Origin of the sequence: Dyadobacter sp., assembly GCF_017744695.1 — a bacterium.
GTDB lineage: Bacteria > Bacteroidota > Bacteroidia > Cytophagales > Spirosomataceae > Dyadobacter.
The window spans coordinates 987,949-1,008,524 of the sequence record NZ_JAGIAS010000002.1; the positions used below are offsets into that span (position 1 = coordinate 987,949).

A 20,576-nucleotide genomic window follows, 5' to 3' on the forward strand; every position below is an offset into this window, starting at 1 on the left:
CTCAGATCTTAGGTAACATAATATGAAAGCTGGCGCCCTTACCGTGCGTCGATTCGGCCCAGATAGAACCCTTGTGCCGCTCCACGACCTTTTTGCATACGGCCAGGCCGACCCCGTTACCCGGGTATTGATGCGCAAAATGCAGCCTCCTGAAAATTTCGAATATTTTTTCCAGATTTTCAGGAGAAATACCGATACCATTGTCCTCCACGACGAACCGTACGCTGTCATTTTCCATCCAGGACTTCACCGCCACCTCCGGCCTGCTTCCGTTCGTAAATTTCAACGCATTAGCCAGGAGGTTCTGAAAAAGCTGCACAAGCTGGACACGATCGCCGTAGATAAATGGCACGTCGTTATCCACGTGGATCTGAGCGCCCGATTGTTCAATGGCGTTATTCAGGTTCTGAACAGCTTCACTGATCACTTCTTCGACGTTCAGCTTCTGCCTTTGCAGCCCTACTTTGCTTAATTGCGTATAATGCAGCAGGTTATCGATCAGGTCGTGCATGCGCCGCGCTGCAAGAATGCCTTTCCCGATATCCGGTTTCAGAAGATCAAATTTTTGCTGATCAAGGTGGCGGTCCATGAGGTGCAAAAAGCTCCGCACGGTTCGTACCGGCTCCTTCAGATCATGCGAAACAATGGCCGTAAACTGTTCCAACTCACGGTTCAGTAACGATAGTTCGCTATTCGCAACCGATAGCTCCGCGGCCAGTTGCCTGTACCGGTCGGAACTCTCCCGCAATGCCTGCTCGGCCATTTTTCGCTCGGTGAGGTCACGGGTTACTTTTGAAAAGCCGCTGAGGCGCCCCTCGGAATCGTAAACCGCGGTAATAACGATATTCGCCCAGAAACGGCTGCCGTCTTTGCGCAGCCGCCAACCTTCCTCTTCATATTTACCTGTCGATCTCGCCACTTTCAATTCCCAGGCGGGCTTGCCGCTGAGTATATCTTCTTCCGGGTAAAAAATGGCAAAATATTTTCCAATTACATCCTCGGCGTTATAACCCTTGATACGCCGGGCGCCTTCGTTCCAGCTGATGATACGGCCCTTTGTGTCCAGCATAAATATCCCGTAATCTCTCACCTGCTCCACCAGGGAACGGTAGCGCTCTTCGCTTTCGAGCAGCTGGAACTGCATGATTTTTTGTTCGGTAATATCCCGCAGCAATATGCAGTAACCGACAGGTCGCTCCGACTCATCGAAAATGGGGGAATAGGAAGTTTCTGCCCAATATCTGGTGCGGTCTTTCCTCAGCTTCCACCCCTCTGCCACAAATTTTTTATTTTTCAGGGTCTGGTCCAACTCATACCGGTATTGAATAGGATCGTTCTGACCGTCGCCGATAGCGCAAAACGGCTTCGCCTTTATTTCTGCGATGTCGTAGCCTGTGATAGCGATGGCCGCTGCATTGCAAGCCGTTATGTTGCCCGCTTCGTCCAGCAGAAAAACGCCTTCTGCAAGGTTGCGGAGAATCAGGTCGCTATTCAAATGCATGTATGGGTAAGGTATAAATCAATTTGGCAAAGAATGCAGCAAATTCCGTGCCAAAAATTCGGGCGTGCCGGAACCAGGCCAGCAATTGACCGGTTGCCCGCTACCGATCTAGCCTGCCGCCATGATAAACGCCGGGATTACCCAGCTCATTAAACGTCGCCGCGAGATTACCGCGGTTAGCCGAATAGATGGCCGTAAGTCTTGCTAATGTTCCCCTTCGCAATCGTCTTCGTCGTCGCCGGCATCATCAGACGGGCCGGAGAAAAATGCCGCTTTGTCGCTTTGAAAAACCATCACCTTCATTTTTGCAGGATTTAAATGAAGGGTTTCCACTAATGCCGCACCAGGCGAGCCACTCCGTAGCGACTACCTGATATTAAGCCGTTTATACCATTCCCGTATTTACCAAAATGATAGGTTTTTCTCAAAAGGAAAGCGTTTCAGGCACCGGCTGCTGCACATTGTTTTCCTATTGAATTTGCATTGCCGGGCAAATAATGAGAAATTGCGCCCCCAATTTTCCAAAACAATGACAACTCCTGTTTTCTGCGGCATCGATTTCGGCACTTCCAATTCCAGCCTCGCAATTGCTAACCAAGACGACGTTTTCCTGATCCCGGTAGAAAACGACCATAAAACGATCCCCAGCGCAATGTTTTTTGCGCGGAAAGATAACGAGGCATTCTTCGGACGGGCGGCGATGGAACGCTTCCTGAGCCGGCATCCGGGCAGGCTAATGCGAAGCCTGAAACGCGTGCTGGGCACACCGGCCATGCGCCAGGGCACGATGGTGAATGGCGAACTGATGAAATTCGATCAGATCGTCGCCGCTTTCCTGGACCAGATGAAGCAAAAGGCGGAGGCCGATTGCGGTACCGAACTGAAACATGTGGTAATGGGTCGGCCGGTACATTTCGTCGACAACGACCCAGCTGCCGACGAACGGGCGGAAAACGAGTTGAAAGCAATCGCCAGGAGCCTGGGCTTCGAGCACGTCGGCTTCCAGTTTGAACCTATTGCGGCGGCATTTGCGCATGAGGCGCAGGTAACCGGTGAAAAGTTGGCCATGGTGGTCGACCTCGGCGGCGGCACTTCCGATTTTACCGTTATCCGCCTTTCCAAAGACAATGCCCGCAAGCACGACCGCAGCAGCGATATTCTGGCAAATACCGGTGTGCGCCTTGGCGGGAACGACTTCGATAAGGACCTCAGCCTCGCCCGCATGATGCCCGAGCTGGGCTTCCGCACGACCTATGGTGCCAAGAACCTCGAAGTGCCGTCCTATCATTATTTCGACCTTTCGGAATGGAGCAAGGTAAACTTCCTGTATACCAACCGGACGATTTTCCAGGCCAAGCAGTTGCTCCGCGAAACACATTCTCCTGAAAAGTACGGAAGGCTGATCAACGTCCTCGAACAGGAAAGCGGCCACGCGGTACTTGCTGAAACCGAAAATATCAAGATCGGTCTCACGCAAAACAATGCCTACGTGGCCTCCCTCCCGTTTATCGACGAAAACTTACAGATCAATGTTGAACGCGAAGTGTTCAACGAAGCCATTGGAACCAAGACACAGCGCATTATCGATGCCGCCAAACAATGCCTGCAAAGCGCGGCTATCGCGCCGGAAGCCATTGGACTGGTGATCATGACCGGCGGTTCTACGGAGATCCCGCTGATCCGGGAGCGCTTCCGAGAGCTTTTCCCTGCCGCCGACTGGTCGGAAGAGAATAAACTTTCGAGCGTCGGGCTGGGCCTGGCGTACGATGCCCGGAGCCGTTTTTCCTGACCGGAAAAATAGCCCAGATTTCTTAAAAGCCTGTCAAATGCCGGGCCACCCTATTGATTTGCCCCGCCGTTCACCAGCAAATGCTGGCCGTTCACGAATGAGGAAAGGTCGCTGGCGAAGAACTCGGCGATGTTAGCCACATCTTCCACTTCGGCCAAACGGCCCATCGGACAACTGTCGAGCAACGATTTGCGCAGTTCGGGATAGCTGCCCTCTTCGACAAAAATCCCTGAATGGTCGACCGCAAACGGGATGATCGAGTTAACTGTTACGCCGCGGTAACCGATTTCTTTGGAGAGCACATCTACGAGGTAACGCGGGGTGGTTTTGCTGCCGCCGTACACGGCCATCCCGGCCACGGGAAATGCGGTGGTGCTGGAAGCGATGTAAATGATGCGCCCGTTGTTTTCGACATGCAATGCGGCTTGCTGCATGGTGAAGTAGGCGCCTTTGGTATTAATGGAGAACAAACGGTCGAATTGTTCCTCCGTGAATTGCGTAACAGGGGTTTCCACCATTTCGATGCCTGCGTTGGCCACCACAATATTTATTTTACCAAATGCTTTTTTAGCTTCTTCGAACAGGCGGTGAATGTCCGCTACTTTGCTGACGTCGGCCTGCACGGCGATCACGCGGGCACCCATGGCGGTGACGTTGCTTACCACCTCATCGGCCGAAGCCTTGTCGCGTGAATAGTTGATCACAATATCGGCGCCGAGTGCGGCATAGCGTTCTGCGATAGCTTTACCGAGGCCTCTTGCGGATCCTGTGATAACCGCAACTTTGTTTTTGAGCGAGTTCATGGTCGTTTTATTTAATGTGAAAGAACATCACAAAGGTGGCCGACCAGCCCCGCCCCGGGCGTACAAGGATTATAGCAAGAGTTGTAAATATCTCAGAACGGCCCGATTGGCCACAACTTTCGGGCTAATTAACCGACAGTGAGAAGCTATTTTTCCGGGAAACGTTTGAAATAGGTTTTGCCTTTGGGAAACACCTGGTGATCGCTGGCCCATTTGTTCCAATGGGCGGCGAGGTCTTTTAGAATGTCGGGGTGGCTGGCGGCCAGGTTCGAGCTTTCCGTACGGTCTTTTTCGAGATTATACAATTCCCATTTGTCGCCGGGAAGCTTTTTGACCGCCTTCCAGGGGCCGTGGATGACGGCACAGTTTTCTTCGTGCTCCCAGTAAAAATAGTCATGCGTTTTGCCTGTGCCTCCGGTGATGGCCGGGATCAGGGAAATACCCGTCGATTTGATGATGGTATGATTGTTAAATGTCGCAGGATACCTCGCATTGGCTGCTTCGATGGCCGTCGGCATAATGTCTATGATGTGGTAAGGCAGTCGCACCAGTCCGCCGCGGTTGCCGACGCCGCCCGCGGGCCAGCTCACGATCATGGGCGTAGCGGTACCACCTTCATAGGTTGTATTCTTCCACTTTTTATAAGGGGTATTGGACACGGTGGCCCATCCGGCGCCGTACGATACCGCCCAGAATTTGGCCGGATTGTTCACCTCTTCCATCGGTTTTCCGCCCAGCTCCTGATATGGCTCCGCTGCGGCACCATTGTCGGACAGGAACATGATCAGCGTGTTATCAAACTCCTTCCTTTCTTTCAGCGTCTCAATCACCTTACCGATATTGTAGTCGAGCGCATACACCTGGGCCGCATACACGCTCATACGGTAAGCGACGTCCTTCTTTTCCTGTTCGGTCAGCCCGGACCACGGCCGCATATCCCGTTCAGAAACACCCCATTCGGGTTTTACCAAGCCGAGTTTTAGCTGTTTACGCCACCGTTCATGCCGGACCGAATCCCAGCCGACCAGGTACTTGTCCTGAAACATTTGGATATCCGCCTGCTTGGCATGCAACGGCCAGTGCGGCGCATTAAATGCGAGGTAAAGAAAGAACGGCTTGCTATCCTTCTGTTCCCGGATAAACCTGACCGCATTGTCGGCAAAAGCGTCGGTTGTGTAATAATCCTCCGGCACATCGTAACCAGGCTCGCCGTTATCCACCGTAATGCCGCGTGGCGGAAATGGTTTCAAATAGCTCGACCCGCCTGATAAAATTCCATAATACCGCTCAAAACCACGTTGCAGCGGCCATTTTTCCTTCCCATGCATGCCCACGTGCCATTTTCCCGACATGTAGGTATGATACCCGGCAGTTTTCAGCACCTCTGCTATCGTCACCGCGTTTTTTGTCAGATACCCCCGGTAGCCGTCTACCCCTTCGTTGTTAATGGTTGAATCCTCCGGGTCTTCGGCCATACGCCCTATGCCCGCGTCGTGCGGGTACAGGCCCGTAAGCAGGCTCGCGCGGGAAGGACAGCAGCGGGTATTGTTGTAGAAATGGGTAAAACGAACACCCGATTTAGCGAGGAAGTCGATGTTCGGGGTCGGGATTTCACTGCCGTAACAACCTACATCGGAGAAACCCAGGTCGTCGGCGAGAATTACGACAATGTTCGGCCGCTTCTTCTGCGCCAGACAAAGCGCCGGCAAAGTCAGCAGCGCTATCAGTAATACACTCTTTTTCACCGGATTATCAATTGGCGTTGAGCTTCGGCAACGATTTCCACCACACAACCAGCTTTCCGCTCAGCTCCTTTGCGATTTTCTCTTCCTTTGCCACAAGATTGGTGGTTTCAGCGGAGTCTTTCACAATATTGTAAAGCTCAATTTTGCTGCCATCTGCATCCATGAGCAACTTCCATTCGCCCGAGCGCACGGCGAGCCGCGGGCTGCGGTCGTTGCCTTTCGGATAGTTATAGGCGATGTCGTTTCGTCCGTATTCCCAAAACATTTCTTTTTTCCTCAATGAAGGTTTGCCCAGTAGTATGCCCGACCGGTCGACGCCGTCGCTGTGGTAACTTTCCGGAATTTTTACACCTGCCAATCGGGATAATGTAGGTAAAAGATCGGTCGCGTGGAGTTCCGAGCGTTCATCCGTCTTATTGGCAGGAATGTGGTCCGGCCAGCTAATGATAAAAGGCATGCGGATACCCCCTTCGTAAAGCGACAGCTTCGATCCGCGCAAGCCGCCACTCCGCGTACCACCGAAGGTAGGGAGCGCGCCATTGTCGCTGGTGAAAATAATGATCGTATTTTCAGCCATTCCGAGTTCTTTGAGGCCATCGAGCAACCGACCGATTTGTACATCATATTCTTTGAGCACTCCCTTGAATGCGGCTTCTTCCTGCGGTTTCAGGGGAGATTTACCCGTGTATTCGGCTTCCGGCTCTGGTACCCAGGGCGTATGCACGTCGTCGGGCCAGAGGTTGATGAAACACGGCTGACCCTTATGCCGCTTCATGAAGTCCAGCGTTTTGCCGACGAAATATTCCGTCCGGTCCCATCGCTTGACGCTGTCCTTTTCAGACCATATCCAGTTGGTAGCGGTAATAGCCGGGTCAGGTTCGGGGCTTTCGTAGGTGCTTGCATGTTCATCGAAGCCATATTGTGCAAAGCCGGGCGCATTGGTAACGTCCCTGCCTCCGCCCATATGCCACTTCCCGAAATGCCCGGTAGCATAGCCTGCATCTTTGAAAAAACGTGCCATGGAAGGCGCTTCCGGAGTCAGGTAATCGATCTGCTCGGCGTCTTTGTTATGCTTTTGGGTGTCCAGAAACGTGGTGAAGTTCCATTTCCCGGGCTGCATGCCGGTGAGAATACTGGCCCGCGAAGGCGAGCAAATCGGCGCGCCGCTGTAATATTGTGTAAGTTTGAGCCCAGTGGCCGCGAGCCTGTCGATATTCGGGGTAGCGACAAAACGTCCGCCATAAGCACCAACATCACCATAACCCATATCGTCGGTCAGGATCACAATGATGTTGGGTTGCGACGTCGCCGCCCGTCGCTGGGCAATGGCCGGCAGCACACTGACTACCAGCACAATACATATCAGGATTTTTTCTAACTTCTTTATTTCCATGAATCTCTATATTGTGTCTGCGCCAATATAGTAAATCCATAGAATTTACTCGCTTCTTAAACTCCTGACGGGGTTCATCAAGGCTGCACGGATGCTCTGGAAGCTGACGGTGAACAATGCAATAGCGATCGACAGGACACCCGCCAGCAGGAACACCCACCATCGGATGTCGGTATGATAGGCAAAATCCTGTAACCAGTTTTTCATGCCGTACCACGCAATGGGTGACGCAATGAGAATCGCCACAACGACCGGTTTGAGAAAATCCTTCGAAAGCAGGCCCACAATGCTTGGTACCGAAGCGCCCAGCACTTTCCGCACACCGATTTCTTTCGTCCGGAGTTCGGCCATGAACATCGAAAGGCCCAATAAACCCATACACGAAATAAGGATCGCAATGCCCGCGAATATACCGAACAACACCTGCTGGGTTTGCTCAAGTGCGTAAAGCTGGCCGAAGCGCTGGTCGAGGAACTCGTATTGGAAAGGCACATCGGGGAAGCGGCCCTTCCATACCGACCCGAGGTGTGCGAGTGCGCCCTGGATATCCTTGCCTGCCACTTGCACGGATACCCGCCCGAGGTGGCCCGGCTGGTAGAACATCACAATAGGTGCTACTTTTTGATGCAGTGACTCGAAATGGTAGTCGGTGGTGACGCCGATGATCTGCCCGCGCATTTCACCATAACCAAAGCGGTTACCAATGGCGTCCGCCGGGTTTTTCCAGCCCAGCAGGCGGGCCGCGGTTGCATTGAGGATAAACCCGTTGGTCCGGTCGGTCGGGTACTGGCGGGAGAAGTTCCTGCCTGCTGCCATCTGGATTTGGTACGCGGGAATGAAGTCTTCATCCACGGAAAGCGACTTGATCGTGATTTGTGTAGGCGTCATCGAATCGCCTTTCATGACATAAGCATCCCACGAATCGAGCAAGCGGCCCGAAGGAATACGCGACGACCGCCCCACTTCCCTCACCCCCGCATGTTCCTTGAAACGCTGCCGGATCGCCTCCACATCCATCGTTGAATCGTCCGGCATGCTGAACGTAATCACCTGATCTTTGGCATATCCAAGCTTATAATTCTGAATGAAGCGCATTTGATTATAAACCACCGTCGTGCTGATAATCAGCGTGACGGCGATCGCGAATTGAGCCACTACGAGCGTCTGACGCAGGTTTCCATTTTTGAGCGCCGATGCGATCTTACCCTTCAAAACCGCGATTGGCTGAAAACCCGTCATGAAAAATGCCGGATAGCTACCCGCCACCAATCCCGTGAAGATTGTAATACCTAGCAAAATCCCCAGGAAAGCAGGGTCCAGCAATGCCGACATGGAAAGCTGTTTTTGGGTAAAATTATTAAACAATGGCAGGCATAGAACCACGGCTACAAAGGCAATCACAACGGAAATTGCGACCAGCACCACCGATTCGCTCAGGAACTGATTTACCAGCTGCGTACGTACCGCGCCTATCACCTTGCGCATACCCACTTCCTTCGCACGCGTGGCTGATTTAGCGGTTGCGAGGTTCATGTAATTGATACAGGCAATCAGCAAGATAAAAATCGCAATCGCCGAAAACAGATATACATATTGAATATCCCCATTCGCCTCGATCTCTGAATCCAGGTGGGAACGCAGGTGAATATCGGTAAGCTTCGTCAGCGTCAGCACCGAGTATTTCGAAGCTTTGGGATCAATGTGCTTGTTCTGAAATGCGGGAAATGCCGCAGCCAGTTTCCGGGCGTCATAATGCTTTGGTAAAAGCAGGAACGTCGAGAACGAATTATTACCCCAGTTGGTACGAAGCCCCTCCGCACCATAAACACGGTTATCATTGAGGGTCGAGAAAGAAACCAGGAAATTGGGATGGAAATGCGATTGTGAAGGCAATGGCTCAAAAACGCCCGTGACCGTGTAATCAAACTGGTTGTCCAGCCGCACCACTTTTCCGATCGGGTCTTCATTTCCGAAGTATTTCTCGGCCATAGGTCGGGAAAACATGATTGAAAAAGGGTTTTCGAGCGCCCTGTCGGGATTTCCCTGGTCTATTTTAAAAGTAAATACCTTAAAAATATTTGCCTCGACGGCAAACATCTGATCCTCAGAAAACCGCTTCTCCCCATACTTCACCAACGCCCCGGTTTCGAGCAAGCGTACCACCTGTTCTACCTGTGGGAAATCCTGCTTCACCAGCGGACCGAAAGGCGGCGCAGCGTGCCCCAGCCGCAGCGATACCGTGCCGTCGTTGGCCAGGAAAGTGCGGTTCAGCCGGTAAATACGGTCAGCATGTTCATGAAAACGGTCGTAGGCCAACTCGTCCTTCACATACAAAGCAAGGAGCAAAAAACAGGTAAGTCCGAGTGAGACGCCGGAAATGTTGATGAAGCTGAAAGCCTTGTGCTTCGTCAGGTTCCGGAAGGCGATTTTCAGGTAATTCTTGAACATGTTTGTCAGTATTTGGGGCCCTGGTCAGGCAAAGGAGAAAGAATGTCGGTTCGGAACGGGAGACTAACAAATGCATGCCACCTCTACAACACTTTGGAAATCAAAATATTAATCAAATCCCCCTGTCCGAAATCGGACGCCGTTGTCCGTGACTGCACGGCTTCCGTGAGCTGAAAACGGACAGAAGCGTTCGCATCCGAACGCCCTATTATTATCAAAAAGCATTATTTATCAACAAGTTACATGTTGGCACAATACTTGAACAAGCCCGATTATCCCATCCATATGCTATGAAAAACAAATTCCTCACGTTCATCCTTTTCTCCAATTTTCTAACCAACGCGCTTTACGCCCAAAACGACCTGCTTTCCCGCCGCATCGACTCCCTGATGCAGGCCGCGCACCGGATCGGTGTTTTCAACGGAAATGTAATAGTAGTAAGCAAAGGGCAAACGATCTACCAAGCGGCCGTCGGGTTCGCCGACGGTAGCAGGCAACACCCGTTGACGATGCAAAAACGATTCGATATCGGCTCCATCGCCAAGGAATTCAACGGGGTGTCGATCATGCTGCTCGCCGAGAAAAGGAAACTTTCGGTAACCGACCCGATCCGCAAATACCTTCCCGAACTCCCGCCCTGGGCCGACAGCATTCAGATCTCGCATTTGCTCAACTACACCAGCGGATTGCCCGCAGGCGCTGCAAATACCGATCAGGATGTCCTCAATCAGCTGCTGGCGCTTAAACACCTCGCGAATACCCCCGGGAAAGCATACCAATACGCCTACTCCAACGTGTACCTGCAACAGCGGATCGTAGAGAACGTTTCCGGTTTGAAATACCAGACATTTGTAGAGAAAAATATCCTGAATCCGACCGGAATGAAGCACACCGCCATGGACTTGCCGTTGAACGACACCACCATGGCGATCGCCTTCAATAACAAATTCGTCAACGAAAAGCCGAAAGAAACGACTACCGGCTGGCCCCGCTTGCCGGCGGAAGACCTGCTGCGGTTCATGGCGGCAGTTGACGGCTACAAACTCGTGGGCAAAGCGTCGGTGCAGCAGCTTTCACAGCATTTCGGGGAAGGCGAAAGCAGCCTGGGCGAAGCGAGGTTCGAGCAGGGGGAGCTGGTCTGGCACCAGCACCACGGTTCCAATTTCAATTACGAAGCCCTGATCACACACGACCTGAAAAACGACCGGTTCGTGATATTGACGACCAGCAACCAGAATTTCAAAGTACGCCAGCTTGCGACAGCCATCCTTTCGATCCTCGACAACAAGCCCTACACCGTCCCCAAACGTTCGCTTTACCTCGAACTGCGCGAGGAAATGCTGGCCGATTTCGACACCGGCGTAGCGTTTTACCGGACTGCCACGGAACAGAAAAAAGACATGTACGACCTTTCGTTCCCTATCGGCGACCTCGTCAATACCGGCAAGTTTCTCATGCGCCGCAACCGGATCGACGACGCCATCAAAGTATTCACGCTCGGTCTCCTTCTGGATTTACAGGATAAAGACTACGCCATCGCCTGCCAGTTTATCGCCGAAGCGTATAAACAGCAGGGTAAGAACGACATGGCGGCTTTATATGCGCAGCAAGCCGTCCGGAAAGATCCGGACAACAAAATTGCGCGTTCTATGCTGGATCGGGCGGGAATGGCAGGTAAAAACTAATAGCATAAAGCCGCAGGTTGTTTGTAGCCGCGCAGGCCTTTAAACCAGGCGTAGAGTACCTGGAAAAATTTGGGCGTGGTACGAACTATTCGCTGCTTCCGGCTCGTGGTTTGGATGCTCGGCGAATTCCCGGCGCCGGGGCCTTGTGCGGCGGAGGCCGCTACCAGAATATCCAATGCGCCGTTGGTGAGCCCGTAAATGTCTTCCTGAAGTTCTTCGAGCAAGTTGGCTGCCCGTCCGCGGAGATGATGCCGGTCGGCGATCTGAAGGGTTGTTTTGACGGCGAAATCGTAAATTTCCTGCGAAAGCTGGTCGCAAAGCTCGCACATATCGACTCTCCGTTCGGGCAGAACTATGTTCCTGGCCTTCATTTCCTGGATTTTACGCTCGGTTTTCGTGACCAATTCGGCCCGGATTTCATTTAAATTCATGTTATGGGTGCTGTTAGAGGAGTATTCAAGAACGCATAAACGCTCTCAGAAATATTATCAATATTTTGATAGAATCAAAGGTTTAATTTTTTTCTAATCGGGATCTGTCTACTCTGGCCCCCTGTATGCCCTATTTTTAGCACTCATCATTAGAACAGGGAATGTTTATAGGCTATTTGCCGTACGAGGCAGAAGACACTTTTTTGGAAAAACTTCAAATGGCCGGGTGCCATCAAATCATCAGGGAAACGAAAGCCGACGGACAGCCGGGCCTGTCGAAAATAATCAACGAATTGCGCGAAGGCGACGTGCTGATACTATGCCATAGCAGCCACGCGGGAGCAGAAACAGACTTTCTGCGTGTATTGGTCCAGGTCGGTACCAAATGTGCCCATTTTGTTTCCATCGACGAAGACTTCGACACGCTCCGCGACACGGCGCTCCACTACGCGGGAGCCACGCGTTAACGCCATCTCACGGCTTTTCCATTGAGTAAATAATGGGAATAAATAACGCCAAGTATCTGTGAATAATAGTATTAGGTATTGGAATTTTATTATATTTATCCCGTCTGGCGCATCACCGCATGCACAGGCGGAACCGCTTCCAACCACCCAAATCAGCATTTCACATGAAAGCATTATTTACTCGCAAAACGGTAGCGTCAATTTGCATTCTGATGGTCGCCGGTCTTCCCTGGTCATGCGTAAAAGATCATGATCCGCTCGTTAAAGTCACTTGCTCCTGCGATATCCTGGATAACAGCGGGCCGATCGGCAAAGACACCAGAACGCTGGACTGCCCCGGCGGCAAATATACCTGCAAATGCGGCGACCTTGCGCACCGCGGCGGCATCGCGGAGTTTCATTGCGACTAGCAGAAGAGAATACATAAAACGCATTTCATGTGCTTCATATGACGGTTCATCTGAGTGAGCGTAGGCCACCAGATTGCCCCCTCCTACTTTTGTCTCGTTCAACACGAGTCAAATTAGCCATGAAATTGAAACGTATACTTTTCGCTACCGTTCCGCTCGACGGGCATTTCAATCCGCTTACCGGTCTGGCCGTTCACCTCCAACAGCTCGGGCACGACGTGCGCTGGTATGTGGGCGGCCACTATGGCGCACGCGTCACGAAGCTTGGGCTTATCCACTATCCGGCTGTAAAAGCGCCCGTGATCAACCAGGAGAATATGGATGTGCTGTTCCCGGAACGCGCGAAGATCAAAAACCCGATCGCCCGCGCCCGGTTCGACGTGAAACACACCTTCCTGAGTCCTATTCCGGGATACATCGACGACCTCTTGAAAGTCCACGAAGAATGGCCGTTCGACCTGATCGTTTACGACCTGGCGTGTCTCGGGGCATTGTTTGTGCAGGAGTTGCTGACCATCAAGGGGGTGGCCGTGGGTGTGCTGCCTTTATTCGAAAGTGAATCGAACCTGCCATCGGATAATCCTGAGCAGAATGTCTTCATGAGGTCATTGACCCGCTGGGCCAAACGTGCCAGGATCCATTTTCAGTTCAATATGATCATGAAACCTTGCAGCGTGTTGTTCAACCAATTACGTGCGCAATACGGACTGCAGCAAGAACCGGGGTTCCTGTTCGACGCGGTGTTCCGGAACGCCAGTTTGTATCTGCAAAGCGGCGTACCGGGTTTCGACTATCCGCACCGAAAACTGAGTCCCAATGTCCGGTTTGTCGGACCATTGCTGCCCAACAAACCGAACGGAAAGGCTACGTTTACGCAAGCCGACACAACTTTAAAATATAAACGGGTCATTCTGGTCACACAGGGGACATTCGAGCGTAACGTCGACAAAATCATCGTCCCTACATTGGAAGCCTACAAAAATGACCCGGAAACAATGGTGATCGTCACCACCGGCGGTTCCGGTACAGCGGCATTGCGCGAACGTTACCCGCAGCCGCATTTCCTCATTGAAGACTTCATCGATTACGACGCCGTAATGCCTTACGCGAGCGTGTACGTCACGAATGGCGGCTATGGAGGTGTGATGCTCGCCCTGCAACACCGGCTGCCGATTGTGGTAGCCGGTGTGTACGAAGGCAAAGACGATATTGCGGCGCGCGTCCGGTCTAATGGTGTCGGGATTGACCTAAGGACTGAAACGCCCAAGGTAAGCCAAATCCGCCGGGCCGTGACGACAGTGCTGTCTGATAACAAATACCGGCGGCAGGCACAACAGCTCAGCGAAGAATTCAGGAACTATCCGGCCAACCAAATGGCCAGCCGGTATATTGGAGAACTGGTTTGAAAAGCCGGGATCACCGGGAAGCCGAAACCTCTTCTTTCCGCGGCGTGCCCATGATCCGTTTCTCAATGGAAGCCATTTTTGCATCCATCGCTTCCAGCCTGGCTTTGAGCTGATCGTTTTCTTCCTGCAATTGTCTGGTACGTTTTTCAAGCGCCTGGATGGCTGCCATATTCACGCCGTCGATATCGGAGGAATTGATCGTCGTGTCGTTCCCGATCCCGTCCAGGCCGAATGCAGCATAGAAATCCTGCGCCATCGGCCCCATGTGCCTGGTGGTAACGGGCTGGCTTTTGTAATTCCAGCTGGTAAGCGGCAGCTCCGCCACTTTACGAAGGATATTTTCCGTATTCAAAACTTCGAAATTCTCCTTTTTCCGTCTGTCGCTAACGGCACTCCACGATCCTCCGCCAGCAGCAATTTCGACACCGCTGGTGAGGCCTTGATTGGTGAATACGCGCGCGCCGCCTGCGAACCGCATGGTTAGCTGGTTATTGGCAGTGCTGTATGCGCTATCACTGCTGAATCCCGCGCTGCCGTCGCTGATCACAATGGAGCCCTGGTGTCTTACCCGCGCATTCTTACCCAATGCAACGGAGAAATTCCCCCTTGCGCTGTTTTGAAGGCCGATTGCCACCGCAAATGCGCCATTCGCAATGGACGGCCCGATCACAACTGACGCGAGCCCGCCGGCGATGGACGACGGCCCCAGCGCAAGGGCGTCATCACTGGTTGCCTGAGCACCGCTGCCTATTGCTACGGCGCCTACTCCGCTGGCCGTTCCGTTAAACCCGAAAGCCCTATCTGCGGAAGCCGTACCGTTGTTGCCCAGCGCCACCGATTGATCACCTGCAGCGGTAGTCGCCAGGCCGACTGCGAAGGAATGTTCGCCGGAAGCGCGCGTATTCTCGCCCGCCGCGAAAGAAAAGTTACCAATACTAGGTCCGTCCCAATAGGTGGTCCCGAATGAACCTACGTACCCGGCCCGGAATGCAGCCTTGTCCACATACCACATCATGCGGCGCCCCTCTCCCGCTATGGGCACAGGTTTAAGTACACCGATGGGGCCGGGCGCAGCGAAAACGACGCTGCTGTCGGCCACGTGTAATCCGGCCCGGGGTGTAAGAGTACCAATACCCACTTGCGCATTGGCATAATAGGAAATCGTAACAAATAGAGACGCTAACAGGATTCGTTTCATGTCAAAAGAATTAAGAGGGAACATATTATTCAATAACCAGCTTGTGATTCACAATGCCCTGGCTGGTGGTTAATTTAAGGAGATATAACCCGGATGAGACGCCGTTCAGGCTCACTTGCAACGAACCATCCGGCTGCGACGATGTCCGGACAGGTACTTGCCTTCCGAGCATGTCCCAGAGGCTGATCTCACTTGCCGGAACACCCGACGAAACAGTCACGGTACTTGCCTTGCGCGCCGGGTTCGGGTATACGCCCGCAACCTGACCCGCACCCCGCGGTTGCAGGGAAACCGCTCTCGACAAACTGAAAGTACCATCCAGGTCAACCGAGCGGAGACGGTAGTAGACGGTTTGCGACTGATTCCCGAACGAGCGGTCTGTGAAATTGTACCGCTGCAGGGCGTTGCTGTTACCCGCCGCTACCACGGTCCCGATTTTCTGAAAGCTCCTCGCATCCAGGCTTCGCTCGACTTCAAAATGCGAGGCATTCTCTTCACTCGTCGTCTGCCATTCGACTAATGCATTGCCTTCAACCACTTTCGCATTGAAACTGATCAAAGTGACGGGCAATCCGGCTTCGGGTATCGCACCGAGTGTAAACGGGCTCCAGGCCGATATGACCTCGCTTGTCACTGTTCCGGCCGTTAGTGTGCCGGTCACATTATGTCCTTCGTTGAGCCAGCTCCCTCCGGTGAGGTGGGCGACGCTGAAAACATTGGGATTTTCTGAAACAGTAATCGATGGATTGTTATAGTCATCATAGGTAATGATTACCTTGCCGGTAGCGGCCCCTTTCGGCGCGAGGTCCCAGTACTCCTGATTATTATAGGCTTCGAGGGCAATGGACGAAGCGCCGGTTGTAGCGAATGGCGCAGAGCCGGCATCCGCTGCAAAGTAACGAACGCTCATTCCGGCACTGTTATCGGTCAATTCCAGCGTAATGGGCTGATAGCGGAGTCCGTCGCCAACCGGGTAAGCAAAACTGCCGGTCCCGGCTTTAACCACATAACCTTTCACGTGTCTTTCATCGGAGATGCCCACCACGGAAGCAGTATCCCCGATCACCAGCGCAGCCAGGTTGTTGGTAGCATCGACGAGCCCGTTGGCGAAGGTAGCTTTGCCCCCCACTTTGATGCTGTTGTCAAGTACAATGCCCATGGGATTATTGATCGTCAGGCTGCGGGTGAAATAGGTTTGGGTACCGCTTACTGTTTGTGTTGTGGTCCCGTCCAATGTCAATGACCCGGTGTCGGCTTCCGCCATGGCCTGGTTGTTGACCAGGTTCCCGGAAACAAAGACATTACCATTATTAGTAAAAGCCCCTCCGCCTAATTCCAGGTTGCCTTTTACCTGCAAAATGCCTCCTTTGACGGCTACCGTCCCGTCGACAGCAGACAACCCCTGCGCGACGGCGCTCCCGCCGAGCCCGACAAAGGCTGCCAGAATATATATAGCTTTCATATAGAATATTTTGATTAAAAACCAGAAAAATGAACTGACGCACCTGCGGCCTAGAACCTCTGGTCTCCGGATGGTACCATACGCCGCCGCGCCATCATTAAACCAGCTCCCAATACCAGTGCAAGGAGTCCGAAGCCTGCAAAACCCATCCAGGAATTGCTGCCATTGTCCTTCATTTGCTGGCGAAGTGCGGCATTGTCCGCTTTCAGACTTTCCAGTTCAGCTGCGAGGTTACGGGTACGCTCTTCCAGCGCTTTGATACCCGCTAACGCCACGCCGTCGGCGTCGACAGTTCCGATGCTACGATTGTCATTGCCCAGCCCGAATGCCGCATGGAAGTCCTGCGCCACGGGCCCGATGTGCCTGACATTTTCTCCATCCGTTTTATAACTCCAGCTGGCGACGGGTAACTCCCGTAGTTTTTTCAGAATTTCTTCATACGAAATCTTTTCAAACCGATGCTTCTTATTCACATCGGATACGTTCGTCCACACACCACCAGTCGACAAGTAAGCGCCGGTAGAAGTAGAGATAACCGCATTGGATTGTCCCCAGTTACTGACCACGGCCCCGCTTTGAAATGTAAGGCCTGTGCTGAGATTGGACGAAGTAAATATCCGGAATCCGCCGCTGGTACGCCAGTTGGCCGAGTGGTTCACTCCCGCCCGAAGCGTATCAAGGATTGACCTGTCGGCAAACACAAAACTTCCCGAACGGGCGTTGGTGTGTGCGTGATAACCCATTGCAACCGAAGCGGCTCCACTCGCGACATTGTCTTCACCCACTGCAAATGCCGACACTTGTGCTGCGACAGTTCTGTATCCAAACGCTGTGGTGCCTGTGGCCGATGCACGAGTTCCATAGCCCATTGCTACGGAATAATCTCCCACGTTGGCCGCATCCCACTGCGTACCGATCACCTCTCCTGCCCGGAAAGCCGCCTTAGCCGGGTACCATATCATGCGTGTACCTGCTCCTTCGATAGGTACGTTTATTCCTGAGGGGTCTCCGTTATATACACCGCCCAACAAAAACGTTCCGTCTTGAAAAATGACCATGTTCTTATTTTGTGCAGCATCCCGCCCAACCATGAGTGTATCCGTCTTTTGAGCGTATGCGCCCGCAGGCAGGACGGCCGCACAAATCAATGCTTTAAGTAAAGAATGTCGCACGCATGTATGCGACGAAACAATCCCGGGTGTTTTGGGGGTAAAGTTTAGGTTCATAATAGAAAGATGGATTAGGTGCTGTTATAAATAGTACAACTATTTCCAAAAATACAACTATGAAAATGAAATACTTCTATATAATAATCGAATATCAATATAGAAAACATGGACAACTAGTTGCCAGAACTTCGCTCACATGCAAATACCTGCCACATTGCAGCAGGCTATCTTCGTAATTCACTGATTTACCGACACATACTGGATCCCGACGTTTCCCAAAACCGTTTAATAACTCGTTAAATACAAAAGCGCCGCGGACTGTGTTTCCGCGGCGCTTTTGTATCTGTAACGCTGTCCGATTACTGCGCGAATTTGCGCTGCTTTGTTTCTGTCTCGGTTGGAAAATCGGTTGGGATCGGGATATCCACTTTACCCGTTGCTGCCCATTGGCTGCCGCGTTGGAGGCAGGTAATGAAGCCCACGCATTCCACGGAGTAATCGGCGTGGCCTAATGCCATATGGAAAATGCGTCCCTTGCCATAACGCAGGGCGATCAGCATGGGCTCATTGCGGTCGGTACCGTTGTTGGTTTTAGGGGAAAATGCCGTAGCCAGGATCTGCATGTTCTCAGCAGGGCCGCGGAGGCGATCGTACAACTCGTCACGGCTGTGCAGCCAGCTCGCGGGCATGCCTTTCGTAATAGGGTGATTAGGCTCGCGAACGGTGATTTTGAACTCCATTTGGGCACCGTGAGAACCGGCTTTGCCCGGTTGCATATCGCGTACCTCTTTGCCGCTCTGATCGAAATATACATACGGGCCGTCCTTCTCGGTCCGGTCGCCCCAGCCTCCGAGGCCGATCATCTGGTTGTAGGCAGGCCATTGCGGGAATGAGTTGTTGGCGGCGTGAATGACCACCAGTCCGCCCCCATTTTTCATGAATTTTTCAAAATCCTTCTGCGCCTCCGCCGACCAGGGGGCAGCATTCCACCCGAAGTTGCAGATCACGACGTCGTAATTCGAAAACTTGGGGTGAAAAGCAGAGTCCATTCTCGGCTGCTTCAACGCTTCGGTTTGCGGTCCGTTTTTTACCGGATACTCCTGCACGAACTTGTCGCCTTGCCAGGTGTAACGCGTGCGCTGGATATCCACAGCGAATTTTTTACTGTCTTCGAGATAGTACTTCATCATGGCCGTGATCTTCGGCCATTGCTCGTGGTTGTTCTGTCCATCCACAATGAGCACTTTCAGCGGCGCTTTCTGCGCAAATGATGAAACCGAAGCAGCGCCCACGCCAAGCAATGCGAGCACGAAAATCAGGAATTTGTTATTGAATGTCATAAATCGACGGTTTTTGAAAAGATACAGCATTAGGGCACTGGCCCGGCCTGACCGGCCAAGTTAAAGTAATGTACATTCCAAACCAAGCGGGGTGCGATACGCCTCCCTTACCGGCCCATCACAGGCAGACCGCTCGGAACACTTTCCGGGATGGATTTATCGAAGGAATCGTCATTGAGCGTATTCAAAAACTCCACGATACGCGAAATGTCCTTGAAATTCACATCCATATGCGTTGCCAGCGGATCTACCTGGCCTTCTTTGACATGCGGGTTCAGCAGTTTGCCGCCTGCGATATCTTCATAAAACATCAATACCTGATCGAGGGTAGCGAATTTCCCGCTGTGCATATACGGCCCGGTAAAGCGCAGATTACGCAGCGATGGCGTCCTGAATGCGTATTTCGCGTCAGCACCCGAATCGCTTTCCTTCCGGTTCTCCGTATCGGGCACGCCCAGGGTATGCAGTTTGAAATCGGAGAACATGGGCCCCGAGTGGCATTTGGCGCAACCCGTGACCAGAAATGCGTTCATCCCCTCCTTTTCACCGGTGGATAATGCATTGCTGTCGCCGCGCATGTACTGGTCGAAGCGGGTGTTCGTGGCTATGAGCGTGCGCTCGTATGCGGCGATCGCGCGGGCGAGATTCAACTGACTGACGGGCGACTGGTCCTTTGGAAACGCCATCGAAAACAGTTTCCGGTACTCAGGAATGTGCGAAAGTCGGGTCACTACCTCGTCGAGGATGCCGTTCTCATGATAGCCGTTCCCACGCATTTCTTCCAAAGTTTTGATAGGCTCCAAAGCCTGCTGTTCCAGCCCTTTGGCCCGCACATCCCAGAACATCGGAGCCGATGCCGGGTCATATTCTTCGCCATTTCGGAGCCCGTTGAATGCCGTGTTCAACACGCTCTGGGAGTTTCTTTTGACAAACGGAATATCGTTCGGATCCACAAATCGCCTAGCCTGTCCGCGACCGACGCCATTTACGCCGATGGATGTTTCGAGGAACTCTGCATAGTTGAATTCAGGCTGATGGCAAGTCGCGCAGGCGACATCCCTATTTCCCGAAAGCACCGGATCGAAGAACAGTAACCTGCCCAGCGCCACTTTTTCGGGTGTCGAGGGGTTATCCTCAGGATCTGCCACCGTCAGCGGCAAGGCGCCGAGGTCCGCGATCGTTTCCATACGCGCGGCTTCCTTTTCCGACGCGGCATTCTGTTCTCCGCCACAAGCCCAGAGTATCGTGGCGATACTCGCGATTAACATACAATTCCTGAACACTTCAATCGATACTCCTGCCATTCCAAATCTAAATATCGCAACTCAA

Annotated in this window: 16 protein-coding genes; 5 read left to right on the top strand and 11 right to left on the bottom strand. The window is 52.6% G+C overall.

The window, feature by feature from the left end; translation table 11 throughout:
- Position 1: 1 nt before the first annotated feature.
- Positions 2 to 1,501 (bottom strand): PAS domain S-box protein, encoded by a 1,500-nt coding sequence (locus J7619_RS11530; RefSeq protein ID WP_291198101.1) that lies wholly within the window; start codon positions 1,499 to 1,501, stop codon positions 2 to 4.
- A gap of 529 nt (positions 1,502 to 2,030) precedes the next feature.
- Between J7619_RS11530 and J7619_RS11535 the strand changes: the two genes are divergently transcribed.
- Positions 2,031 to 3,290: an Hsp70 family protein gene (locus J7619_RS11535; protein ID WP_291198102.1), complete on the top strand. Its 1,260-nt coding sequence runs from the start codon at positions 2,031 to 2,033 to the stop codon at positions 3,288 to 3,290.
- A gap of 50 nt (positions 3,291 to 3,340) precedes the next feature.
- Here J7619_RS11535 and J7619_RS11540 read toward each other — a convergent pair whose 3' ends face one another.
- The 4 genes from J7619_RS11540 to J7619_RS11555 form a co-directional block, all read right to left on the bottom strand.
- Positions 3,341 to 4,093, bottom strand: coding sequence for an SDR family oxidoreductase (locus J7619_RS11540; protein ID WP_291198103.1), 753 nt, complete (start codon positions 4,091 to 4,093; stop codon positions 3,341 to 3,343).
- Positions 4,094 to 4,239: 146 nt separating this feature from the next.
- Positions 4,240 to 5,838, bottom strand: coding sequence for an arylsulfatase (locus J7619_RS11545; RefSeq protein WP_291198104.1), 1,599 nt, complete (start codon positions 5,836 to 5,838; stop codon positions 4,240 to 4,242).
- Positions 5,839 to 5,845: 7 nt separating this feature from the next.
- Positions 5,846 to 7,231 carry a sulfatase-like hydrolase/transferase gene (locus J7619_RS11550; protein WP_291198105.1) on the bottom strand — a complete coding sequence of 462 codons (1,386 nt, stop codon included), beginning with the start codon at positions 7,229 to 7,231 and terminating at the stop codon, positions 5,846 to 5,848.
- Positions 7,232 to 7,276: 45 nt separating this feature from the next.
- Complete coding sequence (locus J7619_RS11555) at positions 7,277 to 9,679, bottom strand: ABC transporter permease (RefSeq protein WP_291198106.1); 2,403 nt, start codon at positions 9,677 to 9,679, stop codon at positions 7,277 to 7,279.
- A gap of 290 nt (positions 9,680 to 9,969) precedes the next feature.
- On the opposite strand from J7619_RS11555, the gene J7619_RS11560 reads away from it, so the two are divergent.
- Positions 9,970 to 11,364 carry a serine hydrolase gene (locus tag J7619_RS11560; RefSeq protein WP_291198108.1) on the top strand — a complete coding sequence of 465 codons (1,395 nt, stop codon included), beginning with the start codon at positions 9,970 to 9,972 and terminating at the stop codon, positions 11,362 to 11,364.
- Here J7619_RS11560 and J7619_RS11565 read toward each other — a convergent pair.
- Positions 11,361 to 11,795, bottom strand: a complete 435-nt coding sequence (locus J7619_RS11565; RefSeq protein ID WP_291198110.1) for a hypothetical protein — start codon at positions 11,793 to 11,795, stop codon at positions 11,361 to 11,363. The two genes, J7619_RS11560 and J7619_RS11565, sit on opposite strands and share 4 nt — an antisense overlap.
- 161 nt (positions 11,796 to 11,956) lie before the next feature.
- Between J7619_RS11565 and J7619_RS11570 the strand changes: the two genes are divergently transcribed.
- The 3 genes from J7619_RS11570 to J7619_RS11580 all read left to right on the top strand — a co-directional run bounded on the left by J7619_RS11570 (position 11,957) and on the right by J7619_RS11580 (position 14,078).
- On the top strand, positions 11,957 to 12,262 hold the full coding sequence (locus J7619_RS11570) for a hypothetical protein (RefSeq protein WP_291198111.1): 306 nt from the start codon (positions 11,957 to 11,959) through the stop codon (positions 12,260 to 12,262).
- Between the two features lie 164 nt (positions 12,263 to 12,426).
- Positions 12,427 to 12,672 carry a hypothetical protein gene (locus J7619_RS11575; RefSeq protein ID WP_291198113.1) on the top strand — a complete coding sequence of 82 codons (246 nt, stop codon included), beginning with the start codon at positions 12,427 to 12,429 and terminating at the stop codon, positions 12,670 to 12,672.
- A 119-nt stretch (positions 12,673 to 12,791) separates the two neighbouring features.
- On the top strand, positions 12,792 to 14,078 hold the full coding sequence (locus tag J7619_RS11580; protein ID WP_291198115.1) for a glycosyltransferase: 1,287 nt from the start codon (positions 12,792 to 12,794) through the stop codon (positions 14,076 to 14,078).
- A gap of 10 nt (positions 14,079 to 14,088) precedes the next feature.
- Here J7619_RS11580 and J7619_RS11585 read toward each other — a convergent pair whose 3' ends face one another.
- The 5 genes from J7619_RS11585 to J7619_RS11605 form a co-directional block, all read right to left on the bottom strand.
- On the bottom strand, positions 14,089 to 15,276 hold the full coding sequence (locus J7619_RS11585) for a tail fiber domain-containing protein (protein WP_291198117.1): 1,188 nt from the start codon (positions 15,274 to 15,276) through the stop codon (positions 14,089 to 14,091).
- Between the two features lie 25 nt (positions 15,277 to 15,301).
- Complete coding sequence (locus J7619_RS11590; RefSeq protein WP_291198119.1) at positions 15,302 to 16,738, bottom strand: T9SS type A sorting domain-containing protein; 1,437 nt, start codon at positions 16,736 to 16,738, stop codon at positions 15,302 to 15,304.
- Positions 16,739 to 16,788: 50 nt separating this feature from the next.
- On the bottom strand, positions 16,789 to 17,964 hold the full coding sequence (locus J7619_RS11595; RefSeq protein ID WP_291198121.1) for a tail fiber domain-containing protein: 1,176 nt from the start codon (positions 17,962 to 17,964) through the stop codon (positions 16,789 to 16,791).
- Between the two features lie 302 nt (positions 17,965 to 18,266).
- Positions 18,267 to 19,247 (bottom strand): ThuA domain-containing protein, encoded by a 981-nt coding sequence (locus J7619_RS11600; RefSeq protein ID WP_291198123.1) that lies wholly within the window; start codon positions 19,245 to 19,247, stop codon positions 18,267 to 18,269.
- A gap of 107 nt (positions 19,248 to 19,354) precedes the next feature.
- A complete protein-coding gene (locus J7619_RS11605) occupies positions 19,355 to 20,551 on the bottom strand; it encodes a cytochrome-c peroxidase (RefSeq protein WP_291198125.1) in 1,197 nt (398 codons plus the stop codon).
- Positions 20,552 to 20,576 lie beyond the last annotated feature (25 nt).

Excerpts from the sequence above, each read along its gene's own strand:
- J7619_RS11530 (WP_291198101.1), bottom strand. The coding sequence starts at position 1,501 with ATGCATTTGAATAGCGACCTGATTCTCCGCAACCTTGCAGAAGGCGTT.
- J7619_RS11535 (WP_291198102.1), top strand. The coding sequence starts at position 2,031 with ATGACAACTCCTGTTTTCTGCGGCATCGATTTCGGCACTTCCAATTCC.
- J7619_RS11540 (WP_291198103.1), bottom strand. The coding sequence starts at position 4,093 with ATGAACTCGCTCAAAAACAAAGTTGCGGTTATCACAGGATCCGCAAGA.
- J7619_RS11550 (WP_291198105.1), bottom strand. The coding sequence starts at position 7,231 with ATGGAAATAAAGAAGTTAGAAAAAATCCTGATATGTATTGTGCTGGTA.
- J7619_RS11555 (WP_291198106.1), bottom strand. The coding sequence starts at position 9,679 with ATGTTCAAGAATTACCTGAAAATCGCCTTCCGGAACCTGACGAAGCAC.
- J7619_RS11560 (WP_291198108.1), top strand. The coding sequence starts at position 9,970 with ATGAAAAACAAATTCCTCACGTTCATCCTTTTCTCCAATTTTCTAACC.
- J7619_RS11565 (WP_291198110.1), bottom strand. The coding sequence starts at position 11,795 with ATGAATTTAAATGAAATCCGGGCCGAATTGGTCACGAAAACCGAGCGT.
- J7619_RS11570 (WP_291198111.1), top strand. The coding sequence starts at position 11,957 with ATGTTTATAGGCTATTTGCCGTACGAGGCAGAAGACACTTTTTTGGAA.
- J7619_RS11575 (WP_291198113.1), top strand. The coding sequence starts at position 12,427 with ATGAAAGCATTATTTACTCGCAAAACGGTAGCGTCAATTTGCATTCTG.
- J7619_RS11580 (WP_291198115.1), top strand. The coding sequence starts at position 12,792 with ATGAAATTGAAACGTATACTTTTCGCTACCGTTCCGCTCGACGGGCAT.
- J7619_RS11585 (WP_291198117.1), bottom strand. The coding sequence starts at position 15,276 with ATGAAACGAATCCTGTTAGCGTCTCTATTTGTTACGATTTCCTATTAT.
- J7619_RS11590 (WP_291198119.1), bottom strand. The coding sequence starts at position 16,738 with ATGAAAGCTATATATATTCTGGCAGCCTTTGTCGGGCTCGGCGGGAGC.
- J7619_RS11595 (WP_291198121.1), bottom strand. The coding sequence starts at position 17,964 with ATGAACCTAAACTTTACCCCCAAAACACCCGGGATTGTTTCGTCGCAT.
- J7619_RS11600 (WP_291198123.1), bottom strand. The coding sequence starts at position 19,247 with ATGACATTCAATAACAAATTCCTGATTTTCGTGCTCGCATTGCTTGGC.
- J7619_RS11605 (WP_291198125.1), bottom strand. The coding sequence starts at position 20,551 with ATGGCAGGAGTATCGATTGAAGTGTTCAGGAATTGTATGTTAATCGCG.